This is a genomic window from Clostridium sp. D5 (assembly GCF_000190355.1).
Taxonomy (GTDB): Bacteria; Bacillota; Clostridia; order Lachnospirales; family Lachnospiraceae; genus Faecalicatena; species Faecalicatena fissicatena_A.
On the sequence record NZ_GL870809.1, the window covers coordinates 959,930 to 985,700 of the forward strand.

At 42.7% G+C, this 25,771-nt stretch carries 18 protein-coding genes and 2 pseudogenes; 19 read left to right on the forward strand and 1 reads right to left on the reverse strand.

What is annotated here, in order from left to right:
* Positions 1-136 (reverse strand): annotated as a pseudogene (locus HMPREF0240_RS24900) (ISNCY family transposase); the annotation flags it as partial.
* A gap of 204 nt (positions 137-340) precedes the next feature.
* Here HMPREF0240_RS24900 and HMPREF0240_RS04130 point away from each other — a divergent pair.
* The 19 genes and pseudogenes from HMPREF0240_RS04130 (at position 341) to HMPREF0240_RS04225 (ending at position 25,673) form a co-directional block, all read left to right on the forward strand.
* The gene (locus HMPREF0240_RS04130) at positions 341-901 is read left to right on the forward strand and encodes an RNA polymerase sigma factor (RefSeq protein ID WP_035312355.1); all 561 of its coding nucleotides are present in this window, start codon (positions 341-343) and stop codon (positions 899-901) included.
* Positions 870-1,634 (forward strand): hypothetical protein, encoded by a 765-nt coding sequence (locus HMPREF0240_RS04135; RefSeq protein WP_009002191.1) that lies wholly within the window; start codon positions 870-872, stop codon positions 1,632-1,634. The genes HMPREF0240_RS04130 and HMPREF0240_RS04135 overlap by 32 nt, the downstream gene beginning before the upstream one ends.
* Positions 1,615-2,502, forward strand: coding sequence for an ABC transporter ATP-binding protein (locus HMPREF0240_RS04140; protein WP_009002192.1), 888 nt, complete (start codon positions 1,615-1,617; stop codon positions 2,500-2,502). Before HMPREF0240_RS04135 ends, HMPREF0240_RS04140 begins: the two co-directional genes overlap by 20 nt.
* On the forward strand, positions 2,489-3,703 hold the full coding sequence (locus HMPREF0240_RS04145) for an ABC transporter permease (RefSeq protein ID WP_035312356.1): 1,215 nt from the start codon (positions 2,489-2,491) through the stop codon (positions 3,701-3,703). Before HMPREF0240_RS04140 ends, HMPREF0240_RS04145 begins: the two co-directional genes overlap by 14 nt.
* Positions 3,704-4,205: 502 nt before the next feature.
* Complete coding sequence (locus HMPREF0240_RS04150; RefSeq protein ID WP_009002194.1) at positions 4,206-5,522, forward strand: MATE family efflux transporter; 1,317 nt, start codon at positions 4,206-4,208, stop codon at positions 5,520-5,522.
* Positions 5,523-5,916: 394 nt separating this feature from the next.
* Complete coding sequence (locus HMPREF0240_RS04155) at positions 5,917-6,240, forward strand: PadR family transcriptional regulator (protein ID WP_009002195.1); 324 nt, start codon at positions 5,917-5,919, stop codon at positions 6,238-6,240.
* On the forward strand, positions 6,237-7,001 hold the full coding sequence (locus HMPREF0240_RS04160; protein WP_009002196.1) for a DUF1700 domain-containing protein: 765 nt from the start codon (positions 6,237-6,239) through the stop codon (positions 6,999-7,001). Before HMPREF0240_RS04155 ends, HMPREF0240_RS04160 begins: the two co-directional genes overlap by 4 nt.
* Before the next feature lie 3 nt (positions 7,002-7,004).
* A complete protein-coding gene (locus HMPREF0240_RS04165) occupies positions 7,005-7,907 on the forward strand; it encodes a DUF4097 family beta strand repeat-containing protein (RefSeq protein WP_009002197.1) in 903 nt (300 codons plus the stop codon).
* 71 nt (positions 7,908-7,978) lie between these two features.
* The gene (locus tag HMPREF0240_RS04170; RefSeq protein WP_009002198.1) at positions 7,979-8,164 is read left to right on the forward strand and encodes a PspC domain-containing protein; all 186 of its coding nucleotides are present in this window, start codon (positions 7,979-7,981) and stop codon (positions 8,162-8,164) included.
* 332 nt (positions 8,165-8,496) lie between these two features.
* Entirely contained in the window at positions 8,497-9,534 is a 1,038-nt protein-coding gene (locus HMPREF0240_RS04175) for a LacI family DNA-binding transcriptional regulator (protein ID WP_009002199.1), read from the forward strand.
* 578 nt (positions 9,535-10,112) lie between these two features.
* A pseudogene (locus tag HMPREF0240_RS04185) lies at positions 10,113-11,237 on the forward strand (extracellular solute-binding protein).
* Positions 11,238-11,287: 50 nt separating this feature from the next.
* Positions 11,288-12,163, forward strand: a complete 876-nt coding sequence (locus HMPREF0240_RS04190) for a sugar ABC transporter permease (protein WP_035312360.1) — start codon at positions 11,288-11,290, stop codon at positions 12,161-12,163.
* Between the two features lie 7 nt (positions 12,164-12,170).
* Complete coding sequence (locus HMPREF0240_RS04195; protein WP_009002201.1) at positions 12,171-12,992, forward strand: carbohydrate ABC transporter permease; 822 nt, start codon at positions 12,171-12,173, stop codon at positions 12,990-12,992.
* Positions 12,993-13,103: 111 nt separating this feature from the next.
* On the forward strand, positions 13,104-14,783 hold the full coding sequence (locus tag HMPREF0240_RS04200) for a DUF5597 domain-containing protein (protein WP_009002202.1): 1,680 nt from the start codon (positions 13,104-13,106) through the stop codon (positions 14,781-14,783).
* Between the two features lie 41 nt (positions 14,784-14,824).
* On the forward strand, positions 14,825-16,570 hold the full coding sequence (locus tag HMPREF0240_RS04205) for a beta-galactosidase family protein (protein ID WP_009002203.1): 1,746 nt from the start codon (positions 14,825-14,827) through the stop codon (positions 16,568-16,570).
* 32 nt (positions 16,571-16,602) lie between these two features.
* Positions 16,603-18,294, forward strand: a complete 1,692-nt coding sequence (locus HMPREF0240_RS23290; protein ID WP_009002204.1) for a hypothetical protein — start codon at positions 16,603-16,605, stop codon at positions 18,292-18,294.
* Between the two features lie 341 nt (positions 18,295-18,635).
* On the forward strand, positions 18,636-20,678 hold the full coding sequence (locus HMPREF0240_RS04215) for a beta-galactosidase (protein ID WP_009002205.1): 2,043 nt from the start codon (positions 18,636-18,638) through the stop codon (positions 20,676-20,678).
* The gene (locus HMPREF0240_RS04220; RefSeq protein ID WP_009002206.1) at positions 20,671-23,259 is read left to right on the forward strand and encodes a hypothetical protein; all 2,589 of its coding nucleotides are present in this window, start codon (positions 20,671-20,673) and stop codon (positions 23,257-23,259) included. Before HMPREF0240_RS04215 ends, HMPREF0240_RS04220 begins: the two co-directional genes overlap by 8 nt.
* A complete protein-coding gene (locus tag HMPREF0240_RS04225) occupies positions 23,256-25,673 on the forward strand; it encodes a glycoside hydrolase family 95 protein (RefSeq protein ID WP_009002207.1) in 2,418 nt (805 codons plus the stop codon). Before HMPREF0240_RS04220 ends, HMPREF0240_RS04225 begins: the two co-directional genes overlap by 4 nt.
* Positions 25,674-25,771 lie beyond the last annotated feature (98 nt).

Sequence of the window (25,771 nt, forward strand, 5' to 3'; positions counted from 1 at the left end):
TAAAAGAAATCGGAATAATTTCATCCATGTCGATATGGTTTTCCAGTAGAGACAGAAACGCAGGCTTGTCATTATCAAATTTATCTTGGCAATCTTGAAAAATATCTGCCAAAGAAAGCTGTTTGTATGGTATCATAGATATCAGAATAACTCCTTTCTGGGTAGTGGTTTATAGTTTCTAGGCAACTCTATTATACCATATCCAGTGAGGAGTTATTTGTTTTTAGTAACAGAAAAATGCCGTATTTATGAGGGTTGTGGCGTTTCGCAAACGCCTATCGTTATACATAATAGAGAGGATAACGATTCTGAATTACCAATGATGAGAAAGGAGGATTTTGTGTACAGTGATTTTCTATTAATCGGGAAAATGAAAAAGGGCGATGATGCGGCATTTGATATATTTGTCCGTAGGTATTATCGGGAAATATTAACCTATTGTTATTATCATTGTTTTGATATAACCTATGCAGAGGACTTAACACAGGAAACCTTTGTACGCTTTCTCGCAAAATTATCCGACTATCATTACAAGGGAAAAACATTGAATTATCTATACACAATAGCAGGAAATTTGTGTAAAGATTATCTGAAAAAAGTGAAAGAAATACCAATGGAAGAAATAAACTCTGTGGAAAAAGGAAAGCAGGAAGAATATCAGACTGAAAATGTGCTGAACAGAATTTTCATCGAAACGGCGCTCAAACAGTTACCAGGCGAATTAAACGAGATACTTACACTTTATTACTTTCAGGAGCTGAAGCTGACGGAGATCGCTGGTGTATTGCAGATAGGGCTTCCGCTTGTGAAGTATCGTCTGGGGCGGGCAAAAAAACAATTAAAAGAAGTGTTGAGAAAGGAGGAGAACGATGAACTGGGAAGAAAAAATAAAGATGTATAAGGAAGTGGCACAGGTCAAGCCGCATGAGGAAAAAATACAGGAAACAATCTTGAAAGCTAAGAATGCTTTTTGGGCGGCAGAACAGGAAAAGATACTGTCTTACCGTGAATTTTTATGGACACAGTTGAAAGTGATAAAAAAAAGATGGTGGATTCTTCAAGTTCTGATTTTATTCGCACTGTGGATTGCTTTGGTTTCTGTGGATGACGGAGCTTATATACAAAGAAGTATGGGCGTGGTGGCCACGCTGTTTGTAATTCTGGTGATTCCTGAACTGTGGAAAAACAGGTCCTGCAGTTGCCTGGAGATAGAAGCCGCTTCCTACTATTCGCTCAAGCAGGTATATGCAGCACGTATGCTGCTGTTTGGAACAACAGACCTTTTTTTCATCACTTTGTTTTTAGGAACAGCTTCCGCAGGATTGCATTTTGAGTTCCTGGAATTATTGATACAATTTCTTTTTCCACTTTGCGTAACAGCCTGTATCTGTTTTGGGATACTGTGCAGTAAGTATTTTTTCAGTGAAACGGTTGCGATTATCTTATGCATTCTGTGGAGTGTTGTGTGGCTGTTTATTGTTTTAAATGAAAGCATTTATCCAGTGATTGCTGCTCCAGTCTGGTTTGCTTTATTAGGTATTGCAATACTCTATTTAACTTTTACAGTATACCGTATTTTAAAGAGTTGCGATCATTATTTGGAGGTGTCGTTTGATGAAGTTAGAGCTAAATGATTTAACAAAGAAATTTGGAGGTTGTACTGCCGTAAACCATATGAATCTTACTATGACAAATGGCGTGTATGGTCTTTTAGGTGTAAATGGGGCAGGAAAAACAACTTTGATGCGAATGTTATGTACATTGTTGAAACCCACAAGTGGAACAATACGATGTAACGGAAAAGACATTTTTGAAATGGACAGCGAATACCGCGGATTGTTAGGCTATCTGCCGCAGGAGTTTGGATTTTATCCTGAATTTAACGTGCAGGATTATCTCCTTTATGTTGCGGCATTAAAAGGTATCCGCCCGGCTGTTGCAAAGAAAAGAGTCAAAGAACTGATTGCCAGGGTTGGTCTTTCCAAGGCGGAACATAAAAAGATGAAAAAATTGTCTGGTGGAATGAAGCGCAGGGTGGGGATTGCACAGGCGATGCTGAATAATCCTAAAATTCTGATACTGGACGAGCCAACCGCAGGGCTTGACCCAAATGAAAGAATCCGTTTCCGTAATCTGATCAGCGAATTATCAGCAGAAAGACTGGTACTGTTATCTACGCATATTGTGTCTGATATTGAGTATATCGCCAATGAGATCTGGCTGATGAAAGACGGACAACTGATGTACAAAGGAACTGCTGACGAACTGATAGACGCTATGCCTGAGGCAGTATGGGAATGTTTTGTTGAAAAGAATATGGTATCAGGCTTTATGAAAAAGTATAAAATTTCCAACATGAAAGCAGAGCCGAATGGAGTTTTGCTGCGAATCATTTCCCATGAAAAGCCATTTCTCAATGCAGAACGTGTAGAAGCGTCCTTGGAGGACGTATTCTTATACTATTTTGGAGAAAAGGCAGGTGACGAAGATGCTGCGATTTGAAATAAAAAAGGTGTTTTCTAAAACGAAAAACAGAATCACAATCATTGTTTTGTTTGTAATACTGATTGCGACCAGTATTCTGACGATTAACAGGGTAGAATATGTGGATGAAAACGGGAATCATTCTGTAGGGATTTCAGCGGCGAAGAACCTTAGAGAAGTCCGAAATGAATGGGCGGGTTATCTGACCGAAGATGTATTCAGAGAAGTCCTTGAGGAAAACAATATGATTAACAATTCGGAAGAAGCGTTATCAGACTATATAGAAGAACAGGACAAGGCTTATGCAAAAAAACAGGGAATTTCTGGAATTGTTGATGTGATAAACAGTGCATTCAGTTCATACAGGGATTACAATTCTTATGCGGCTGACAGCGTATCCGCCGACGAAGTAAAAAATCTTTACGAAAACAGGATTTCTACATTAAAGGAATGGATTGATTCAGGCGAAGAAACCTATACAGAAAAGGAGAAAGACTTTTTGATTAGGCAATATGAAAATCTTGAAACGCCTTTTTATTATGAATATGCAGACGGATGGTCGGCATTATTGCAGAATATATCTACTTTTCTTCTGATTTTAGCATTGGTGATAGGCTTTCTTGTATCTGGTATCTTTTCCGATGAATTTCAGACGAAAGCGGATTCTATTTTCTTCTCCACCAGATTAGGAAGAAACAAAGGAATTTTATCAAAAGTGGGTGCGGGATTTTGTATTACTTCTGGATTTTATGTGATATTTGTACTTTTGTACACCTTTATTGTACTCTTTGTGTTAGGTGCCGCGGATGGCGCAAATTGTCCAATCCAATTAGATTTATGGAGAAGTGTTTATAATATTACGTTTTTACAAGCGTATCTTTTTATTATCTTCGGCGGGTACATTGGGACAGTATTTGCGTCCACACTTGCAATGCTGGTATCGGCGCTTACACGTTCTACACCAACCGCAATCGTTATGCCGTTTATTGTGCTATGTGCATTTCCATTTTTAAGCAGAATCATTACATTACCAGAAATATGTTCCTTTTTTCCTGACCAGTTATTAGAGATATATTTAGATATTAAGGAATCTGGACTTGTGGAGATAGGTGGAAAAGTAATGACCACAGTGATGGTTATCATTCCGGTGTATGCAGCGGTATGCCTGATTCTTCAGCCTGTTTTGTACAAGGCCTATAAGAAAACGGAGATAAAATAAAAGAAGCGATGCATTATATAGCTGGCTGGCCCAAAATGCTCATAAGTATGGAAAGCCAGGCATGTACAGGAACGCGTCGAACGACTCATAGAGGGTATGAAGCAGGCACAGGGTACAGAAACAGCTAACAGCTGAATTGTGAATGAGAAAATGTTTAAATTATGAACACTATGTAAAAATTTGTTTTAGGGCTTGAATTTGATTATAATTTCTGTTAAAGTGAAAATAACGGTTTGAAACGCTCCCGTATACAAGGCTATCTTGTATACGGGAGTTTTTTATATTTCATAAGAAATTACTCCTGTGAAATATAAAGCCCTTCCGGCTGGATGCGCACTGCGGCGTAGGTTGTAGATGCCGCGATGCGGCCGCCGCAGGCGCGTATTTCGTAAGCGAAACTTTAGTTCATATGAGTAATATTTAAAAGGTGTTTTGATACTGCTATCCTTTCAGGTTTTGACGGCAGTTCAGGACGCCTTTTATTCGATTCAGGAGGAAGAAAATGAGTAACAAAAATATTTTCAGGGAATTTTTAAAATATGTGTCCTTAAATATACTGGGACAGATTGCGTATTCCTGCTACACATTGGCGGACACTTTTTTTATATCTGCCGACTTGGGAACAAATGGCCTGGCGGCACTTAATCTTGCATTTCCTGTTTTCTGTCTTATTAACGGTACAGGACTTATGATTGGCATGGGCGGCGGAACAAATTATTCTTTACTGAAAAGCAGGAAAGAACATGGTCAGGCAAATAATGTATTTACAAATGCAGTATATCTTGTGATAGGATTTTCGATACTTTTTGTTTTAACAGGGGCATTTCTATCGGGCAGGATTGTACGAATATTGGGGGCGGATGAAACTATATTCCCTATGACAAATACCTATCTGCGGGTTATGCTGCTTTTTTCTCCCGCATTTTTGATAAATAATCTTTTACAGTGCTTTGTAAGGAATGATGGAAAGCCCTCGCTTTCAATGGCAGCCATGATTGCAGGCAGCCTTTCAAATGTTGTTTTGGACTATATTTTTATTTTCCCGCTTAAAATGGGGATTTTCGGTGCAATTTTGGCAACAGGCATGGCACCGGTCGTCAGTATTATTGTTTTATCTCCGTATCTCATTCGGCGAAATAATCAGTTCCACTTGACAAAATGTACCCCTGCCGTTAAAAGAATGGCTATTGTTGCATCAAGCGGCATACCGTCGTTTGTTACGGAAGCGTCTTCGGGGGTTGTAATGCTTGTATTTAACTTTATTATTCTTCGGTTAGAAGGAAATGTAGGCGTGGCAGCATACGGCGTAGTGGCAGCGATCTCCCTTGTTGTTGTCGCTATGTATACGGGGCTGTCACAGGGTATTCAGCCAATTATCAGCCGAAATTATGGTCAAAAAAACGTATATAATGTAAAGGCCCTTCTGCGGTATGCCTTAATTACCATGCTTCTTTTGTCGGGCATTATTTATACCATTATTTTTTCCTGTGCTTCACCAATAGTCAATGTTTTCAATAATGAGCAGAATCTGAGTTTACAAAGTATGGCGATGAAAGGATTGAAATTATACTTTACCGCCTGTCCATTTTTGGGCTTCAACATTTTGATTTCTACTTATTTGATTTCAATTGAACGCCCACACCCTGCCCAGATTATTTCGCTGTTTCGGGGATTTTGCATTATAATACCAGTCGCTTTCTTATTCTCTGCAATTATGGGAATGACGGGTGTATGGTGTGCATTTCCTATTACAGAACTGATTGTTATGATTATAGGGGCTGTATACTATATAGTTACAAAAAAAAGAGAAATGCGATGAAAATTCAAACGACTGATATTACAAATATTATTTTGCATATGTTAAAAATTTATTTCAGATAATTTATAGGCTATGTCTATTAATACCGTAAGTAGGATAAGCCCGCCAAATAAAAAACTGATGTTCGGCGGGCTGTATTGCCGTGCGCTGACTGCCCTCTGACTTCGTTTTGAAGTTTGGAGGGATTTTTTTATTTTCTAATGGAATTTTACAGGTGGAAAACATACTGGATAAGGCGCTCAGATAAATAGATATTAGAAAAATATACAATAATGGTTGACAGACCATATTATATAGAATATAATATAGAAAAGTAAATAATATTGATGGGATAGTAATATTAACGGTTTCATAATATTAACAACTTCATAATATTATAAAAAGGAGTGATAATATGGTATTTAACACCGGAGCAGCACTGCTGGATGCGATTGTGCTTGCGGTTGTGTCACGGGAGAAGGAAGGTACTTATGGTTATAAGATAACCCAGGATGTACGGCGTGTTATTGAAGTATCAGAGTCCACATTGTACCCTGTACTCAGACGACTGCAGAAGGATGAATGCCTGGAAGTATATGACAGGCAATTTGACGGCAGAAACAGGCGATACTATAAAGTAACAGAAAAAGGAATGGCTCAGCTGAATTTATACCGGGTGGAGTGGAAGAATTATTCCAGCAAGATTAACGAGATATTTGAGGGAGGTGTTACGGCATGAATCGAAAAGAATTTATGGAAAAACTTGAGAGATTACTCACCGGCATTCCTGTAGATGAGCGGGAAGAAGCGCTGCAGTATTATACCGATTATTTTGAGGATGCCGGAGTGGAGCACGAAGCGGAAGTGATCAGTGAGCTGGGCAGCCCGGAAAAGGTTGCGGCTACGATCAAGGCCGATTTAAAAGGCGGAAGCAGCGACAATGGCGAGTTTACAGAGAATGGTTACAGTGATTCCAGATTTGAAAAGAGAGAGAATCCTGCAACAAGAGAGAGTACTTATAAAAAGGCAGAAGGCGGCTACAGCTATCGCAGTACTACGGAGAACGATTCTTATGGAAGTTCTTCCTACTCAGATTATGAGGACGGCAGTGAGAAGCCAAGGACCAGTAAGACACTCAAGATTATATTGGTGATTCTGATCGGCCTGGTAGTGATACCGTTTGCATTCCCTGTACTGATCGGGATCGTGGCTTTGATTATTGGAATTGTTTGTGCAGCATTTGGGCTGTTTGCAGGTCTTGTTGTGGGTTCCGTTGCACTCATGCTTGCAGGCGTTGCGATTTTTGTATTTGGCCTGTTCAAACTGCTGGTTGCATTGCCTACGGCACTTTTAACATGTGGTTCCGGTTTGATTATCTTTGTACTGGGACTCATTGCTACCGTAGCAACTGTAAGACTTTGCATGGTTATTTACCCGGCTATGTGCAGAATAATTGTAAATATCTGCCGCTGGCCATTTCACAGAAGGGTGGTGTCCTAAATTATGAGAAGAGGGTGGAAGATATTCTGGATCGTATGTGCGTCAATCGCCGGAATCGGACTGGTGCTGTGTGTTACCGGCGCCGGAATGGGAGCGACTCTTTCTGGAATCGGAGAGGTATATGCCGCAGACCACTGGTATCTCTGGGATGACTGGCATACTAGGAATGATTCCGGATATGAATATAATGATATTGAAGATCTGGATAAAATAGCGGCTGCAGAAGAGAATTATACCCAGGGAAGTGATGAGTATGTTTCTAATTTTAAAGAAATACAGTCAATCGATATAGAAGCAACCTACGTGGAGATTGACATCAGAACCTACAACGGGGATTCCGTAACAGTTGATACAAGCCAACTGAACAGCCGTTTGAGAGACGATCTTGAATTTGGTGTAGAGGACCATGAGCTCTGGATAGATACAGGAGATCACAGTATATGGAAACAGATTGGAAGACACGATTCCGGATCTATTGTGATTCAGATTCCGGAAAATACCGGTCTTACAGAGGCAGCATTTGATATCGGAGCAGGCCTGCTGAAGATAGAAAACATTAAGGCTGGAGAATTGGATATCAATGTAGGAGCAGGCCAGGCCGTGATAAAAGATTTTGAAGCGGGTGACCTGGATGTGGAATGCGGAGCCGGCCAGGCAACACTTCGCGGAAAAGTAAATGAGTCTGCGGATATTCACTGTGGAGTAGGTGAACTCAAAATGTCTCTGAGTGGAAATCAGGATAATTACGACTATGAACTGAAATGTGGAATCGGCGAACTCACAGTAGGAGACTACAGTTACGCTGGTCTTGGAAGTGAACGTAACCTGGATAATGGAACTGGAAGATTAATGAAGATCGACTGCGGAATCGGAAGAGTCGAGGTTAAATTCAACGGCGAATCTTAAAATCTGGTGAAACCCGCGGCCTGCATGCCGGAAACTGGTAATAGAATAAAGAAAAATTAGGAGGAATCATTATGGCACAGAAAAAATTATACCGTTCAAGAAGCAACCGTATGATCTGCGGAGTCTGCGGAGGAGTCGGAGAATACTTTAATATAGACGCAACTCTGGTACGCCTTCTTTTAGTACTTTTAGGCTGCACGGGCAGCGGGATTGTGGCATACTTCATAGCTGCAATCATAATTCCTGACGAGCAGTAGTGCGAGATATTTAAAGGGGGACGCTAAGAAACCAGGAAGCCTGCCCCCTGCCGGGAGCATATATGCTACCGGCAGGGGGCAGGCTTCCCGGTTTCTTAACTGGTGCATCCGGGCAGTAGGAAAATCCCATCTACGGGAGCGGCTGCGAACCGTGGCGGCGGATTAATTCGGTTGGTGGTACGTAAAAATTATAGTAATGGCTATGTTCTGCAAATATGAATTTTATTATGAACTGGGGACCTATTAAATAGTGAGAGTGTTTATTGCCTTTTAGAAAAAAACAAAGTATACTTATAACAAATAATAATATAATTTGCATTTGGAGAGGTGACATGAATAAAAATAACAACATATATACAATTGCCAAAGAGGCTGGGGTTTCACCTGCCACGGTTTCGCGTGTACTGAATAAAAGTGTTCCCGTAAGTGAGGAAAAAAGAAAAAGAGTAGAAGCTGTTATAAATAAATATGATTACAGGCCCAATGCTTTGGCACGGGGGTTGATAAAAACCAGAACTTACACAATCGGAATCATCGTATCTGATTTAACGAATCCATATTATTCTATGCTGACGACAAGCTGTGAAAAAGCGATTGATAATCTGGGATATGTCCCTATGACATGCTCTACGAATAACAGGCACGAGCTTGAAGTAAAGTATCTCCAAAAAATGTATGATATGCGCATGGATGCCATAATCCTTATGGGTGGTAAAAGTGATGAGATGGAGACCGATCCGGATTATGCCGTGCTGGTGGACAGAATTTCCAATACAATACCTATAGTAACAACGGGCAAGGTAGAAGGTGCAAGATGCTATTCGATAAGCATTGATGAGGGAAAAGCCACGGATTTACTCATGGAATACTTAGTGAATCTGGGCCATGAGAAGATTGCAATGGTTGGGGGATTTCAAAAGTATAAGTCAACATATGATAAGAGGATATGTTATAAAAGCGCCGTAAAAAGATATGGTTTAAAATATTGCGAAGATTATGTGATAGAGTGCGATTATACAATAGAAGCGGGTTACAGTGAAATAAAAAAGCTTATTAAGAAAAAGGAGGTAGACTTTCCGACAGCAATTATTGCTATTAATGACTTCGCCGCTGCCGGGATGATACAAGCTCTGAATGAGCTTTCAATCAATATACCCAAGGATGCATCCATTGTAAGTTATGATAATACGTATATAGCAGATATATTAATACCCAAGGTGACCGGAATATCTTACAGCTATACAGAATATGGCTGCGCTATAGTGTCATCTGCTGTCAATGTACTGGAAGGAGAATCCGTAGAAGGGAAAAAGCTTCTGCAGCCCAAGTTAGTAGAAAAATGCTCAGCAGGCCCGGTGTCTGTCAAATGAAAATAAAAATAGGTTTAGAATATATATATGTTTTTAGGTCTTGATTCTGCTTGGAATATGTAGAATCAAGACCTTTTTTATTGGCTGAGTATGTTTAGATAATGAAATGGTTTGGTGAAAATGCACAAAAAACAGCTTGAAAGTTTTATATTAGGATGTCGGCATATTAAAGAAATGATATTGACACGGCAGTAATAATCATTTATTATAACTTGTGAAAGGGATTTCATAAATGGAATGCATTTTGTTTTTGAAAGTTGATGAATGGTAAATAAACATAAAAAACAATATGAATAGTGGATGAAAAAAGAAAAAAAGGGAAGAAAAATTTAAAATACAATAAAAAATTACGAGAAAGTGCCCTGCACTATAGCAAAATGCTGAATTTTATGAAAGCGATTTCAAACAAATAACCAGTAGGAGGAATATGTATGAAAAAAAAGGTGATTAGTGCCGTACTGTGTTTAGTTATGGTTATGTCAATGACAGCTTGCGGCCAAGGAAAAACGAAGACGGATGAAGATGGAGCTAAAACAGCAGGTACGGGTTCAGGCAGTGAAAAGATTAGTTTCTGGTATATGGGGGACGGGAATACGGATATTGAGCCTCTAATCAATGAGTTTACAGAAGAAACTGGGATCGAGGTTGAAATTATCAGTGTGCCCTGGAGATCTTTAAGCGAGAAATTAGCGACTGCTATATCATCGCAGAGCGGGCCCGATGTGATGTAGACAGCAGTGTCAAGAACGGCTGAGTTAGTAAATGCAGATGCAATTATTGATATGACGGAGTATGTGAATTCAGTTGATAATTTCGCGGTCGACAATTTCTTTGAGGCATCATATGATTCTTTAAAAATAGAAGATAAATATTATGGAGTGCCATGGTTTGCAGATGTATATGTGCCATTTTACAGAACGGATTTATTTGAGGAGGCAGGCTATGAGGAATTTCCGAAAACCTGGGACGAGTTTTATGATGCCTGCTCAAAGATTACAGAAGAGACAGGAAAGTATAGTTTTGAAATATTAGGGGCAAGTGATTATAACTTCTTATTTACATTTGCATATCAGAGTGGATCGGAAATTATAACAGAAGATAGAAAAGCAGTCTTTAATGAACCGGAGTTTGTGGATGCGGTTACATATTTAAGTTCGTTTTATGATGCAGGTTTAGCCGATAGAGATAATGATGGGATCGATCGCTGGATTAAACTAGCCAATGGGGACGTTTCCGCAGTACTTGGGGCAACGTGGGTCATAACACCATTGGATGAGATTCCTGAGGCAGAGGGAAAATGGGGAATGTCAGTCTGGCCGGAAGGACCAGCGACTAATGATTCTGTTTATGCGGGATCCAACTTAGTGATACCTACATGGACAAAAAATGAAGATGCCGCGGTTAAACTGATAGAATTTTTGACAAGTGCAGAGAGTGAAGTGAAGTATTATGAACAGACAAAGGCACTGCCGGCAAGTATAGCTGCCTGGGAAGATGAAAAGATTAAGTCAAATGAGCAGTATACAGTATTTAATGAACAGCTTTCGAATGCCAAGCAATTTCCTATGGTTCCCGAAATCGAGGAAATCGGGATTTTAGCTGCGCAGGAGTTTGAAAGAATTTCTGTTGGTAAAGAAGATCCTCAAACCGTAATGGATGATCTCAATGAAAAGGCACAGGCAATATTGGATCGAAATAAATAGCAGATAAAGATACGGGGATTATGTAAGCACATAAAATGAAAGGAAGCATTATGAAAAGAAAGATAGTTCCATATTTATTTTTGGCTCCGGCACTTGTTGTTCTGACAGTTTGCTGTATAATACCTATTTTCATGGCTTTTGGTATCAGTTTAACCAATATGGATATGAAGGGATTGGCTGACTTGAATAGTGTGCAATTTATCGGACTAAGTAACTTTAGAGAACTGTCTAAAGATACAGTTTTTATTCAGTCGATTAAAAATACACTATACTATGTTGTAATTGGAGTTCCGCTTGTTGTCTTAGTTTCGCTTATGCTGGCGCTGTTAATAAATTCGGGTGGAGAACGGAAGGCGTTTTCTGTTTTAAGGGCGGTTTTCTATTCACCATCTATAACCACTATGGTAGCAATAGCAATTGTCTGGTTATATTTATATAATCCTTCCATAGGATTACTAAATCATATAATTGGCCTGTTTGGAATGGAACCTGTAAAGTGGCTTACAGATCCGGAAATGTCTAAAAACTCGCTTTTGATTCTTTCTATATGGAAGAATATGGGTATTAATATGTTGATTTTCCTGGCGGCATTACAATCTATACCAAAAGAGTTATATGAAGCGGCGGCGATCGATGGAGCAGATGGGAAAAATAAGCTTTTTAGAATTACACTTCCTAATTTGAAATTCTCATTTTTCTTTGTAATCGTGACAACGCTCATTGGGTGGTTCCAATACTTTGAGGAACCATATGTAATGACGGACGGAGGGCCCTTAAACAGTACAATTTCAATGGCACAGTTTGTATACCAGTCGGGCTTTTACAGCAGCAGGTTTGCATATGCAGCAGCGGCGTCCATCGTTTTGTTTGTACTTATCTTTGTCGTTACGTTATTTCAGCAAATGATTCAGGCAAGGAGGGACTAGGCAGGATATGCAAAAGAGTAGAAAAAAAAGAACTGTTTTTATCATAGCATTGCTATCAGTGATTGGAGTTATCTGGGTACTGCCATTTATATGGATGATTCTGTCTTCATTTAAAACAACCTTAGAAATTACAAGTACTGATTTTTCGATCTGGCCGAAGAATTTTACATTAGATAATTTTCATAAGTTGTTTTACGGCATGAAGTTTGGATTATATCTGAAAAACAATATAATAGTCACAGCGCTTACGATGTTAAGCGTTCTGTTCAATGCAATGGCCGGTTATGCCTTTGCAAAGTTTAAATTTAAATTTAAGGCGCCGTTATTCGCTTTGGTTTTGGCAACTATGATGATGCCGACCCAAGTTACAATGATTCCATTATACCTGCTTTTAAGTAAGGTGAATTTGACGAATACATTTTTAGGGATTGTGCTGCCCTCACTGGCGACTGGATTTGGAATCTTTCTTTTCCGGCAGTTTATCAATAATATTTCGAATGACTTTATTGAGGCGGCGCGCCTGGATGGAGCAAATGAATTATATTTATTTTTCAGGGTGATATTGCCGCTTTCGAAACCGATCTTGTCGGTTCAGGTAATACTGACATTTGTGACTGGCTGGAATACATTTTTGTGGTCTTTAATTATGTCAAACGGTGAGGACCATTATACATTATCGGTGGGCCTGACACTAATGCAGGATCAATTTCAGCTCGATTATGGCCTGATGATGGCAGGAGCAACGATAATGCTGATTCCGGTTATCATTGTTTATATAGTATTCCAGAAAAGAATCATTAAGGGCATTAGCATATCAAGTTATAAGTAGTTCTGGAGCGGTCCCGGAAATTGAATAAGAAGAATACTGAGCATTCGGTAAGCACAGAAATTGAGGCTCTATCCGATTTCCGGGATGGCTCTAATCACTTTAGGAGGAAATATGAGGCATAGTGAGTTTAAAGCAAAAAAGATTCCAGTATTTTCACTGGGAGCACAGCTGCATAATTCGTCAGGCTATTTAATTGGAGATCCTGAAAATAATAATAAGTATCTGGAAGATCAGGAGATCGCATTAAAAAGTATTAAAGCAATTGGCGCAAACACTGTGGCGATCCCAATAGGATGGGAGATATTTGAGCCGCAGGAAGGCGAGTTTCATGAAGCATATATAAAAAACTGTATCATGTTTGCAAGGAAAAACAACTTGCATGCTGTACTGTTATGGTTTGGTACGTGGAAAAATGGGCAGATGGAATATACACCCAATTGGGTGAAAAGCAATACAAAAAAATATCACAGGGTAATTTGTAAAGACGAAACTAAAACAACCGTTTTATCTCCGCATTGCCAGAATAATCTTGACGCAGATAAGAAGGCGTTCTGCAGGATGATTTCAATTGTGAAAGAGTTTGATGGAGAAGAAAACACAGTTATCGCTATTCAGGTTGAAAATGAGCCGGGATATTATGCTGCCACCAGAAGAGATTTCGGCAGGGCTGGTGAAGAAGACTTTAAAGCAGCGGTACCCTCGGAAATCCTGACCGAAGTGAAAAAGAATCCAAAAACATATCTGTATAAATGCTGGGAACAATCCGGAAAAAAAGAAGGCGCAGACTGGTGTGATACATTTGGCAATGCAGGGGCAGAAGCATGTACGGCGTGGGCGATTGCAAAATATATAAATCAAATAGCGGCTGCGGGTAAAAAGATATATGATATTTTCATGTATACAAATGCCTGGACCGATAAAAATGGAGAACGGGGGAGAAGTATAGGCGGTATTGACTATCCATGCGGGGGCCCGGTTTCTAAGGTTTTACCGATTTACTACAGCACTGCTTATGAACTCGATGCCATAGCTCCGGATATCTACGAAGAAGAACCCGATATGTTCAGGAAGACGCAGGATGTATATGCAGGGGATACTCTAAATTGGCCTCTTTTTGTATCGGAGTCGCATATGGGGAATCTGAATTCTGCGATGATATTTCGTGCAATTGGCAGGCACCACTGCATTGGATATCACGTATTTGGAGTTGAAAGCTGCCTTGACCAAAATGGGGAACTTATACCTCAGGCGGCGGCAATGAGGGATACCGCTGTTATTATCAATCACTCTCAGGATCTTATATTAGAAGGGTATAAACAGGGAAACCTGCATACTTTTTATCAAAGAATCGGTCAGGAATCGGATCTGTTAAATCTGGATCATTGGGATATTAAGATATCCTACTGTGGTGTAGACTCCTCCTATGTTGGATGGGTAGCCACTGATTACAGACATGAAAAAGAAGGCATTCAAAATAGGCCGATCAGCAGCCTGGAGGATATTCCGGGCCGTGGTCTTTTGCTTCAAAAAGCGGACAACGAGTTTTATCTTGCTGGAAGCGGGGTGCGCCTGTTTTTCCAGAGGCCGCTGCCCATTGACGGATCAATCCCCATTAATGAGGTTAATTTAATGCATCTTGCTCATAACACAGGATTTTTGACGGTAGAAGAAGGATATTTTGAAGATGGCCAATACAAAGTAAATAGAAAGCGCTCAGGAGACGAACTCAGACATGGCATATGGACAGAGGCTGATTGCGGCGTTATTCATATTGTATTATCCAATGAATAAAGAGAAAGGATACATGCTAATGTTATAGAGCGTGTTTTACTATGGGAAAATTTGAAATCAGAGAAGATTTTTATATAGACAATCAAAAAGTAAAAATAATATCAGGCGGAGTACACTATTTCCGCATTATGGCAGAATATTGGAAAGACTGCCTGTTAAAATTGAAGGCGTTTGGATGCAACACAGTAGAAACTTATATTCCATGGAATCTTCATGAGAAAGAAAAAGGTGAATTTTGTTTTGAAGGTAATTTAGATATTACAAAATTTGTTCATATTGCTAAAGACCTGGGACTTTATGTGATTCTGCGCCCGTCTCCTTATATATGTGCGGAGTGGGAATTTGGCGGACTGCCTTACTGGCTGTTGAAAGAAGATGGGATGCGTTTACGCTGCAGTTACAAGCCATTTTTAAAACATGTTGAAGAGTATTATCATAGATTGTTTGAGGTCATTGCACCGCTTCAGTATACAAAAGGCGGTCCGGTCATTATGATGCAGGTTGAAAATGAGTACGGTTATTATGGGAACGATACATTATATCTTAAAACTCTGCAGGATTTTATGGTATCATATGGCTGTGAGGTTCCATTAGTTACATCCGATGGACCATGGGGAGATGCATTTGATTGCGGGAAGCTTGAAGGAGTACTGCAGACCGGAAATTTTGGATCTAAAAGCAGGCAGCAATTGCAGATAATGCGCGATAAAATAGGAAATAAGCCTCTGATGTGCATGGAATTCTGGGTCGGCTGGTTCGACAGCTGGGGGCAGACAGAACATAAACAGGAAGATCCCAATAAAAATGCAGAGAACTTGGATGAAATTCTGGAATCAGGGCATGTAAATATATATATGTTCATGGGGGGAACTAACTTTGGCTTTATGAACGGCTCAAATTATTATGATGTTTTGACACCGGATGTAACGTCATACGATTATGATGCACTTCTGACAGAAGCTGGTGACCTGACACCTAAATATGAATTGCTGAAGAATGTGGTTTCTAAATATACGGAGATCCCTTCCGTTCCCATAGAAGACAGAAAAAGACCATTCTCTTATGGTACCTTAGATGTTAGGAAAAAAGCAGGACTCTTCATGAATCTGGATAATTTGTCAGAAAAAAAAGAGATGAGAAGTCCAAAATCTATGGAAAAGCTCGGTCAGGGGTATGGTTACATACTATACAAAACGAAGCTTAAACAACCCGTCAGCATAAAAAATATCAGGCTGTACGGAGCCAATGACCGGGCAAGTATTTTTGTCGATGGTGAACCATTAGCAATTCTGTATGACAGAGAATTGCTGGCGGAGAAAGCATTTGACAAAGAAGTGACAGCAAATCATGAAATATCAATTCTCGTTGAAAATATGGGGCGGGTGAACTATGGGCCTACCTTAGAAAACCAGCGGAAAGGAATTGATAAAAGTGTGGTTATAAATGGCCACAATCACTACTATTGGGAGGCATACTGTTTACCACTTTCTGATATTAATAATATTAACTTTACAAATACATGGAAAGAACATACACCAGGCTTTTATGAATTTTCGTTTCACGTAACAGAATTAAGAGATACCTATGTGGATTGTGAAGGCTGGGGTAAGGGCTGCATTTTTATCAACGGATTTAATCTTGGCAGGTTCTGGGAAGTCGGGCCGCAGAAGAGACTCTATTTACCAGCGCCGTTACTGCAAAAAGGAGAAAATAAAATTCTTGTATTTGAAACAGAGGGACGGGTTCATAAAAACATAACGCTTTGTGATGCACCTGATTTAGGATAGTCTTAGACAAATGTACTGAAAATAAGGAGAAAATGAATCGTATGAAGCTGAATTTTGGAGCAGTACCATTTAGTTATGCAGGATCTTATATGGCATTTTCGTATCCTCAGGATAAAGCCAGGGGGTATGAAAAAAATCTGACACTTAGAACTCTTTTTGGAATGTTTGATGACCAGCAAAACTTTCCTATCTATCTCCGGGATCCGGAGGGAAATATACTTGATGGAGACGTAACCGCCTGTGAAACAGAATTATCCCTGAGCCATGGAAAGTACTATTTGAAAATATGTTTTCAGAATGCGGATACCATTATATTCAGGGCGAATACTCAGGTAGTAATTACAAAACGCCGATTGTCTGGTTCGGAACGTGTTATGGTACATGACTATGGGATGTGCGAGATAGCAGGGGACGAAGAGTCTTTGGCACTGGAAATCAGCAAAGGCAGTTTTACAGATCATTCGGTTCTTAATGAAAAAGAAAATCCGATTTTAAAGGTTTTGCTGAAACCGGCGGGGGATCGGCTGGAAGGACAACTCACTTTGACAGGCCTGAACTATAAACGGCCTCCCCAATGCTCCTATGAAGAGGCGTTATGTGAAACCGTGAAAAGCTACAAGGCAGCTACAGAAACAATTTCAACAACTTGTAAGAAATATCAGGAGGCAATGGCAGAAGCCGCATATATTAACTGGCATGCCATTGTCAATCCCAATGGATATATAAAGTATCCGGTTATGCTGATGACAAAAAATGTGATGAATCAGGTATGGAGCTGGGATTATGCGATTAATGCGCTTGCTATGGCTGATAAGAACCCGGAATTAGCATACCAGCAATTCCTGGCAATGATCGAGTGTCAGGATCCGCATGGAACTTATCCTGATTGCTTTCAGGCCAGAACCATGATCAGGAGTTATGTAAAACCACCCATACAGGGGTTTATCTTACAGAAAATGTTTGAGATTAAGATGCCGGGAAATGATATTCTAAAAAGATTGTACCAAAGTGTAACACAATTAACCAACTGGTGGATTGATTTTCGCGGCAGGAAAGATGGAATTCCCGAATATAATCACGGGAATGATTCGGGGTGGGATAATAGTACGGTTTTTCGCTGCGGCTATCCGGTGAAGTCACCCGATTTATGCGCCTGGTTAGTAGAGCAGATGTACTTTCTTTCGCGGACAGCCAGGCTCCTGGGTCTTATAGAAGAGAGCGAAGACTGGGCCAAAAGAGGAGAAGCATTACTGGCCAAAATGCTTGAATATTTTGTAGTAGATCATACCTTCGCCGCATATAAAGAGCCTGAACACAAAGTAGTTGAAAATAATTCATTGCTTTTATATATTCCGCTGATATTAGGTGAGCGGCTGCCAGAGGACTTACGTAAAAATATGCTGGACAAACTACTTACAAGTGGAAAGTTTATTACAGATTACGGCATCGCATCAGAGCCGGTTGACAGTGAATATTTCATTGAAGATGGCTACTGGCGCGGAGCGATATGGCCCCCGACAGCTTTTATTATGACTGAGCTGCTAATGAAAAATGGCAAAACAGAAGAAGCCCTAAAAAATGCTGAAAGTTTCTGCGATTTGTGTGCTGAGCGTGGATTCTATGAAAATTACAGCGCAATAGATGGACGCGGGCTTAGAGATTCCGGGTTTACATGGACGGCCAGTGTGTTTATGATTTTACTCAGGGACTATTTAGAAAAGTAATACTTTTTGGGTTGATTGATTGGACTGTTTGATAGAATAATTTCATACTCTTGTGTGGACACCGCCATTTGCTTAGACAGTTAACACAATTTCTGCCAGTGATCTTTTCCGGATCACTGGCAGTTTTTATGTCCTTAGAATATGTATCAGTTAATATGGGATATCAACGGGCTTTTTGGCCTTGGCATTTTCTTATAAATTTTCTCCATAAACGATCTGTGAATTCTACATGTGAATTCCACAGAGCTATGTATATACTAGAATTAATATTTTTATCCTGAAAGATAAAAAATATCTGGCCTGATCTTTGTGCCGGAGGAAAAGTTGAGAGGAGAAAAGTTATGAAAAAGAAAAGTATACCCCCGATTTCTTTTGGCGTGGATTATTACCCCGAGCATTGGCCGAAGGAGCGCTGGGCCGAAGATATCAGACTGATGAAGGAGATGGGAATCCAGGCGGTGCGCATGGGAGAGTTTGCATGGAGCCGTTTTGAGCCGGAGCCAGGAGCATACCGGTTCGGATGGCTGGACGAAATCATAGAAATGCTGAAAAGTGCGGGAATCTATACTATATTGGGCACCCCCACTGCGGCGCCACCCGCATGGCTGATCAGGGAGGACCAGGAAATACTTCCCATGGACTCCCATGGGGAGCGCAAGGGATTTGGTGGACGCCACCATGACTGTATGAGCAACCATCACTACCGGAGCGCGATCAGGATACTCGTGGAAAAAATGGCGGGGCATTACGCCGGTGAGCCGTGGGTGATCGGCTGGCAGATCGATAATGAGCTTGGCAACAGCCATGAGGATCTGTGTATGTGCCCGAGCTGTGAGAGAAGTTTCCAGCGCTGGCTGAAAGAAAAATACCATACTGTTTCAAATCTGAATGCCGCATGGGGAACCGTATTCTGGAGCCAGGAATACAACGACTTTTCGCAGATTCCCGCGCCAAGAACGGTGCCGACTATGCACAGTCCTTCCCTGGAGCTGGACTGGAAACGATTTACATCCGACCTGGTGAACGATTTTCTGAACATGCAGGCAGATATTATCCGGGAAATTTCTCCTGATAAGCTGATTACACATAATCTGATGGGATTTTATGATAAAACCGACTATTTTAAAATGGCACAAAACCTGGATGTTGCGGGCAACGACCAGTATCCCACGGGATATTATTTCGAACAGCCGGGGCAGCCTGCCTGGGAAGTGGCGGCCTGCTATGATTTTATACGAAGCGTCAAAAAACAGCCCTTCTGGATGCTGGAAATGCAGGCCGGGGCTACGGGAGGCAAACTGATCGGCAGAACGCCCAGACCGGGGCAGCTGAATCTCTGGACCTCGCAGAGCGTGGCGCATGGGGCGGATGCAATTGTTTATTTCAGGTGGAGGAACTGTCTTTACGGAACCGAACAATACTGGCATGGGATTCTCCCGCACAGCGGAATCCCCGGAAGGACTTACCGGGAACTGCAGGAAACTATCCGCACCCTGAAACCGGTCATGGAAGAAATGAAGGGCAGCATGCCGGTGAAACAGGCGGCTGTGCTCTTTTCCTATGAACAGGACTGGGCGCTCCAGGTACAGCCCCATCACCCGGACTATTCATATCTATACCAGGTACAGCAGTTTTACAGGTGGTGTTATGAGGCCGGAATTGCAGTTGATTTCCTCCGGGACGGCGAGCCCATGGAAATGTATCCACTGGTATTTGCGCCATTGCAGTTCCTCTCCTCAAAGGAACAGGCGGGCAGGCTGGAGCGCTATGTGGAAGCAGGCGGGAATCTGGTCATGTCAGTGCGTTCGGGCGTGAAGGACCAAAATAATGCGTGCCTTCCGGATGTGCTGCCGGGACCATTCAAAAAGGTTCTGGGCATCACGATTCCAGAGTACGACTGTATGTGGGCAGAAGAGGCCGGGCTGGTAAAAGCAGACCAGGCGGATTATGAAAAGGAAGACGGGAAAGGAATGGAAAAGGCTCCGATTGGAAAAGGCACGATCTGGTGCGACTGTATCTGCCCGGATGGCGCAGAACCGGTTCTAATGTACGAAACAGGGATGTACAAAGGAAAGGCAGCAGCCACCGTTCATACATATGGCAGGGGAAAGGCCTGGTATATTGGCTGTGTGCCCGATGAGAAGGCCGGACAGTGGATGATGAAGCGGATCTGCCGGGAATGTGGTTTTACTCCCCAAAAGAACTGGGGCGGGCCGGTTGAATATGCGGTAAGGCAAAATGAGGAGGAAGCAGTTTTATTTGTCATGAATCATTCCGCCCAGGAACAGACCGCGGATATACCAGCGGAATGGGGGACACAGGGACAGTATCGTATGGCCCCCTATGAAGTAAAAATATGGAAAAGGAAGAGGGAAAATGAGTAAAAACAGGCTGGAGCAGGTATTGCATGGGGAAGAAGGAAACACAATTTATCCGTTTTTCTGGATGCATGGAGAGAAACACGAGATTTTAAAGGAAGAACTGGATAAAATCTATGACTGCCAGATACGGGGCATCTGTATCGAAGCCAGGCCTCATCCGGACTTCGGAGGCCCGTCCTGGTGGGAGGATATGGATTTTATCATGGAATATGCAAAAGGACATGACATGAAGGTATGGCTTCTGGATGACGACCATTTTCCCACGGGACATGCAAACGGTGCATTCGAAGACGGACAGAACGAACTGGCGAATCTGTTTCTTACCTGCTGGTCCACGGATGTTTTAGGCCCTGCCGGTCAGGCTTCGCTTCCCGTGGGAGCGGTGGTGAAAGAGAGGGAGGAGCTGATCGGGGCGGTGCTGGTGCCCCGAACGGACCCTGGAAGCACGGAACTGAATCTGGCCGGATGCCTTGACGTGACAGATAAGATTACGGACGGATGGCTTAGGATTGATGTTCCAAAAGGACTTTACCGGGTAATTTTATTCTATACAACCCACGAAGGGGACGGAAAACTGGATTATTTTAATATTTTGGACTCGACATCCGTAAGAGTCCTTATAGAGCAGGTATATGAGCCGCATTACCGGCATTATGGGCAGGAGTTTGGAAAGACTTTTGAAGGATTCTTTTCGGATGAACCGGAATTCGGCAATCTCCCGGGGTATGACTTCCAGGCAAGACTTGGAGAGAGGATGAAATTCATTCCGTGGAGCCGGGAGCTTTCGGAGAAGCTTCAGAAAATATGGGGCGGGGAGTTTGTCGAAAATCTTCCTGCTCTCTGGTATCTGTGCGGTGAGAGGACAGATATCATACGGTATGAGTATATGGATGCAGTTACAAAACAGTTAAAAACATCCTTTTCAGACCAGATTCATGCCTGGTGCAGTGAGAGGGGTGTCCTGCATGTGGGGCACATCATAGAGGATGATAATTCCCATGGGCGTCTGGGGTGCAGTACCGGACATTACTTCAGGACCATGTCTTCTTTTGATATGGCGGGAATTGATGTCGTGCTGCTGCAGGTGATGCCTGGGATGGATCAGGAAACCCATCAGTGGGTGGCCTCCGACCGGGACGGGGAGTTCTTCCATTACGGGCTTGGAAAGCTGGGAAGTTCTATGGCACATATTAATCCTCTTCATAAAGGCAGGGCAATGTGTGAGATCTTTGGCGCATACGGCTGGCAGGAGGGGGTATCCCTGATGAAATGGCTGGCTGATCATATGCTGGTCCGGGGGATTAACTATTTTGTACCTCATGCATTTTCACCGGAAAAATACCCGGATCCGGACTGCCCCCCGCATTTCTATGCGAGCGGAAAACATATGCAGTATCCGTATTTTCAGAAACTGATGGGATATATTAACCGTATGGGACATCTGCTAAGTGCAGGACATTATCCCGCGCGTGCGGCGGTTCTGTATCATGCAGACGCAGAATGGACCGGGCAGGAAGCGCAGCTGTTTCAGAAACCGCTGCGGAGTCTGATGGAGCATCAGATCGATGCGGACGTAATACCATGCGATGTATTTTCTGAGACAGGAGGATATGGGACGGAATATGGGAAAACACTAAAAGTCGGTTCCCAGGAATATGAATGCCTGGTGATCCCGGCCTTGAGTTTTCTGCCCGAAGAGACGTTAAAGGGACTGGAAAAATGGATGCATCTGGGCGGAAAAGTGCTGTGTATTGACCGGATGCCTGCAGCGGATGAAGCATTCACAAGCCAGGCGGAGAAAATTTCTCTGGCAGAGCTTCCCAAAAGAATTCTGGAATTGACCCATCCCCTTTTAAATGTACAGGGCGGAGACGGGAAGCTTAGAACGTATACTTATGAAAATGATTACGGGACAGCTGTATTCTGCTTTAATGAAGATGTGGTAAAAAGACAGGATTTTACAGTTTGCTGGAATAAAGATGAGCCGGTTTGTGTGGTACGGTATGATGGACTTGAAAATAAATGTTATGGGTACGGTCAGAATGCAGAGGATAAAATCTCCGTAAGCCTGGAGCCTGGAGAATCAACAGTCTGTCTTTTCCTGCAGGAAAACATTGCAGCAGATACTCCGGCGTTATGGGAAGAAGTGAAAAAAATAAATGGGTCATGGGAAATCTATGCAGCAGACAGCAGGGGGAGAGAACCGGTCCTGATAAAAAAAGGCGATACAAAGGTGCTTGCAGATCTGAATCCATGGCTGGCGGCTAACAAGTTTAACGGGCAGATCATCTATCGCACCGCTATCTCCTCAGAGATGGCCATGCACAGTAAAATAACGATACCTCAGCCGGCGGATGTATGTGAGATCCGGCTCAATGGACAAACGGTGGAAAAGCTGATCGGTCCCCCCTATGCGGCGGAAATCGACCTTGCAGAAGGGGAAAATGTCCTGGAACTCCATTTTCCGGTTACTCCGGTTTATGAAAGTGGGGATGCGTGGTCCGCTTTGACAATGCTGAAACCATTTGGACTGCAGGAAGAACCGGTTCTGTCTGTAAAAAGGCGAGAAAGGAAGGCGCTATGAGAAATAAAAATCAGACCTTATGGTATACGCATCCTGCAAAGGATTTTACCCAGGCATTACCGCTCGGCAACGGACATCTTGGGGCTATGGTATATGGAGGATTTCCGCGGGAGCGCATCTCATTGAATCTGGATACTCTTTGGTCCGGTCATCCCGGGCACTGGCACGGGAAGCAGAAGATACCGCAGGGGACGATGGAGAGGGTTCGAAGCCTTATAGATGCCGGTGCGTATTGGGAGGCACAGAAACAGATACAGAAACATATGCTGGGATGCAATAACGAATCTTACCTGTCGGCAGGGAGTCTGGAGCTTCAGTTTGATACAGAGGCAGATTATGAGGGATGTGAGAGACGTTTATCTCTGGAAGAAGCCATAACCCGGACGGACTGGGAATTAAAAGGCCAGAAGGTGAGAGAAGACGTTTTTGTCTCAGCAGTTCAAAACGGAATGTATATCAGGATTTTTACAGAAGGAGCTCCCGTTTCTGTTGCAATCTCCCTGCAAACCCAATTAAGGGTGCTTCAAAGTGCTGCGGAAGCAGACGGACTGCTGCTCGTGGCGCAGGCTCCTTCCCATGTGGAGCCGAACTATGTGCCGAGCAGGGAGCCGATTCAATATGATGAGGAAAAGCCGGGGATGATATATGGACTGTTTCTCGGGATAAATGAGTGTGATGGGGGAATAAAGAGGACAGAAGAAGGAATCTGTGTGGAAAACTTTACCTGCCTGACAATGTTTTTATCCGGAGAAACAGAGTACGAGGGTTATGGAAAACCTTTAAACGGACAGGCGGAGTCCATTATCCGGTATTTAAGAGAGAGGGGGCATCGGGCAAAGCTCAAATCCTGGGAAGAGAATTTTCGGGCGCATCTAAGAGAGCATCAGAGACTCTATCTGCGGACTGTTTTAGAACTGGAGGGAGGGGAAGAAGAGGAACAAAGGCCAACGGATGAGCGCCTGGAGATGGTGAGAAGCGGAAAGGAAGATCCGGGACTTTCTGCGCTGTTATTCCATTACGGAAGATATCTGATACTTGCTTCTTCCAGGCCGCTGGACGGTCTGGTGCAGCCCGCCACCCTGCAGGGGATCTGGTGCGAGGATGTGCGGTCTGTGTGGAGCAGCAACTGGACGGTGAATATCAACACCCAGATGAACTACTGGATCTGCGGACCTGGAAATCTGCCGGAGTGTGAGATCCCGCTGATCCGGATGGTAAAAGAACTTTCGGATGCAGGTCGGGAAGCGGCGGCAAATCTGAACTGCCGGGGCTTTGTGGTCCACCATAACGTGGATCTGTGGCGGCAGTGCATTCCGGCACTTGGAGAAGTGAAATGGGCTTACTGGCCGATGGGCGGTCTTTGGCTTACAACCCATCTGTACCGGCATTATCTTTATACCGGGGATAAAGAATATCTGGAGAAGATCTATCCTGTATTTCAGGAATGTACAGCATTTATTTTAGATTATTTATATCATGACGGAAGCGCTTATCAGACGTGTCCGTCCACTTCTCCGGAGAACACGTTCTATGATGAACAGGAAAGAGAATGTGCCGCCTGTGTTTCTCCCACGATGGATATTGCGCTGATTCGGGAAGTTCTTTGTAATCTGCTGGAAATCGATGAGATCATACGGGGAACACGGCCTGAAAGCGGGCAGTGCAGAGAAGCCAGGCGTGTGCTGAATGAACTTCCTGCGTTTCAGACCGGCAGCAGAGGGCAGTTATTGGAGTGGCGGGAAGAATACCGTGAAGCAGATCCGGGGCACCGGCATTTTGCACATTTGATTGGCTTTCATCCGTTCAGCCAGATAAACGGGGAAGAAACACCCGAACTTGTAGAAGCCGTAAAGAAGAGCCTGGGAATCAGACTGGAAGGAAGAAAACAGTATATAGGGTGGAATTGCGCCTGGCTGATTAATTTTTCGGCAAGGCTCGGAGATACAGAGCAGGCATGGGAATATGTGCAGCAGATGCTGAAGTTCTCGGTGTATGATAATTTATTTGATCTGCATCCGCCTCTGGGCGAAAATGAAGGGGAGCGCGAAATCTTCCAGATTGATGGAAACCTGGGAGCCGCAGCGGGAATGGCGGAATTCCTTCTCCAATATCTCAGGGGAAAGATTCATCTCTTGCCGGCCCTGCCTAAAGCATGGAAAAGCGGGCGGGCAGAAGGAATCGCTGCACCGGGGCAGATGGAATTGTCCATGAGCTGGAAAGACGGAGTCCTTACGGAAGGATGTCTGCGTGCCCGAAAAGACGGCCGGGCGGTTATTGTATGTTCCGTTCCTTTTTCACTCGGCGGTAAGGGCGGCGTTCCTCTTAAGCGTGCAGTGCGGACGCAATGGGGCTGGGAGGCCGGGATTGACATCAGGGCAGGCGCGGAATATGACATTATACGGGAGGATATTTGAAAAGTCCAAGTTGTTTCTGTGAAAAGTGCATGTGAAAGAGAAAACAATTCTATTATAATCAAATCATCAGTAAAGGAAAGGTTACAGGAAAAGAAAGG

What these genes read in the sequence shown, in the direction of transcription:
- HMPREF0240_RS04175 (WP_009002199.1), top strand. Translation starts at nt 8,497, where the DNA reads ATGAATAAAAATAACAACATATATACAATTGCCAAAGAGGCTGGGGTT.
- HMPREF0240_RS04220 (WP_009002206.1), top strand. Translation starts at nt 20,671, where the DNA reads ATGAGTAAAAACAGGCTGGAGCAGGTATTGCATGGGGAAGAAGGAAAC.
- HMPREF0240_RS04145 (WP_035312356.1), top strand. Translation starts at nt 2,489, where the DNA reads ATGCTGCGATTTGAAATAAAAAAGGTGTTTTCTAAAACGAAAAACAGA.
- HMPREF0240_RS04200 (WP_009002202.1), top strand. Translation starts at nt 13,104, where the DNA reads ATGAGGCATAGTGAGTTTAAAGCAAAAAAGATTCCAGTATTTTCACTG.
- HMPREF0240_RS04165 (WP_009002197.1), top strand. Translation starts at nt 7,005, where the DNA reads ATGAGAAGAGGGTGGAAGATATTCTGGATCGTATGTGCGTCAATCGCC.
- HMPREF0240_RS04160 (WP_009002196.1), top strand. Translation starts at nt 6,237, where the DNA reads ATGAATCGAAAAGAATTTATGGAAAAACTTGAGAGATTACTCACCGGC.
- HMPREF0240_RS04150 (WP_009002194.1), top strand. Translation starts at nt 4,206, where the DNA reads ATGAGTAACAAAAATATTTTCAGGGAATTTTTAAAATATGTGTCCTTA.
- HMPREF0240_RS23290 (WP_009002204.1), top strand. Translation starts at nt 16,603, where the DNA reads ATGAATCGTATGAAGCTGAATTTTGGAGCAGTACCATTTAGTTATGCA.
- HMPREF0240_RS04170 (WP_009002198.1), top strand. Translation starts at nt 7,979, where the DNA reads ATGGCACAGAAAAAATTATACCGTTCAAGAAGCAACCGTATGATCTGC.
- HMPREF0240_RS04155 (WP_009002195.1), top strand. Translation starts at nt 5,917, where the DNA reads ATGGTATTTAACACCGGAGCAGCACTGCTGGATGCGATTGTGCTTGCG.
- HMPREF0240_RS04135 (WP_009002191.1), top strand. Translation starts at nt 870, where the DNA reads ATGAACTGGGAAGAAAAAATAAAGATGTATAAGGAAGTGGCACAGGTC.
- HMPREF0240_RS04215 (WP_009002205.1), top strand. Translation starts at nt 18,636, where the DNA reads ATGAAAAAGAAAAGTATACCCCCGATTTCTTTTGGCGTGGATTATTAC.
- HMPREF0240_RS04225 (WP_009002207.1), top strand. Translation starts at nt 23,256, where the DNA reads ATGAGAAATAAAAATCAGACCTTATGGTATACGCATCCTGCAAAGGAT.
- HMPREF0240_RS04205 (WP_009002203.1), top strand. Translation starts at nt 14,825, where the DNA reads ATGGGAAAATTTGAAATCAGAGAAGATTTTTATATAGACAATCAAAAA.
- HMPREF0240_RS04140 (WP_009002192.1), top strand. Translation starts at nt 1,615, where the DNA reads ATGAAGTTAGAGCTAAATGATTTAACAAAGAAATTTGGAGGTTGTACT.
- HMPREF0240_RS04195 (WP_009002201.1), top strand. Translation starts at nt 12,171, where the DNA reads ATGCAAAAGAGTAGAAAAAAAAGAACTGTTTTTATCATAGCATTGCTA.
- HMPREF0240_RS04190 (WP_035312360.1), top strand. Translation starts at nt 11,288, where the DNA reads ATGAAAAGAAAGATAGTTCCATATTTATTTTTGGCTCCGGCACTTGTT.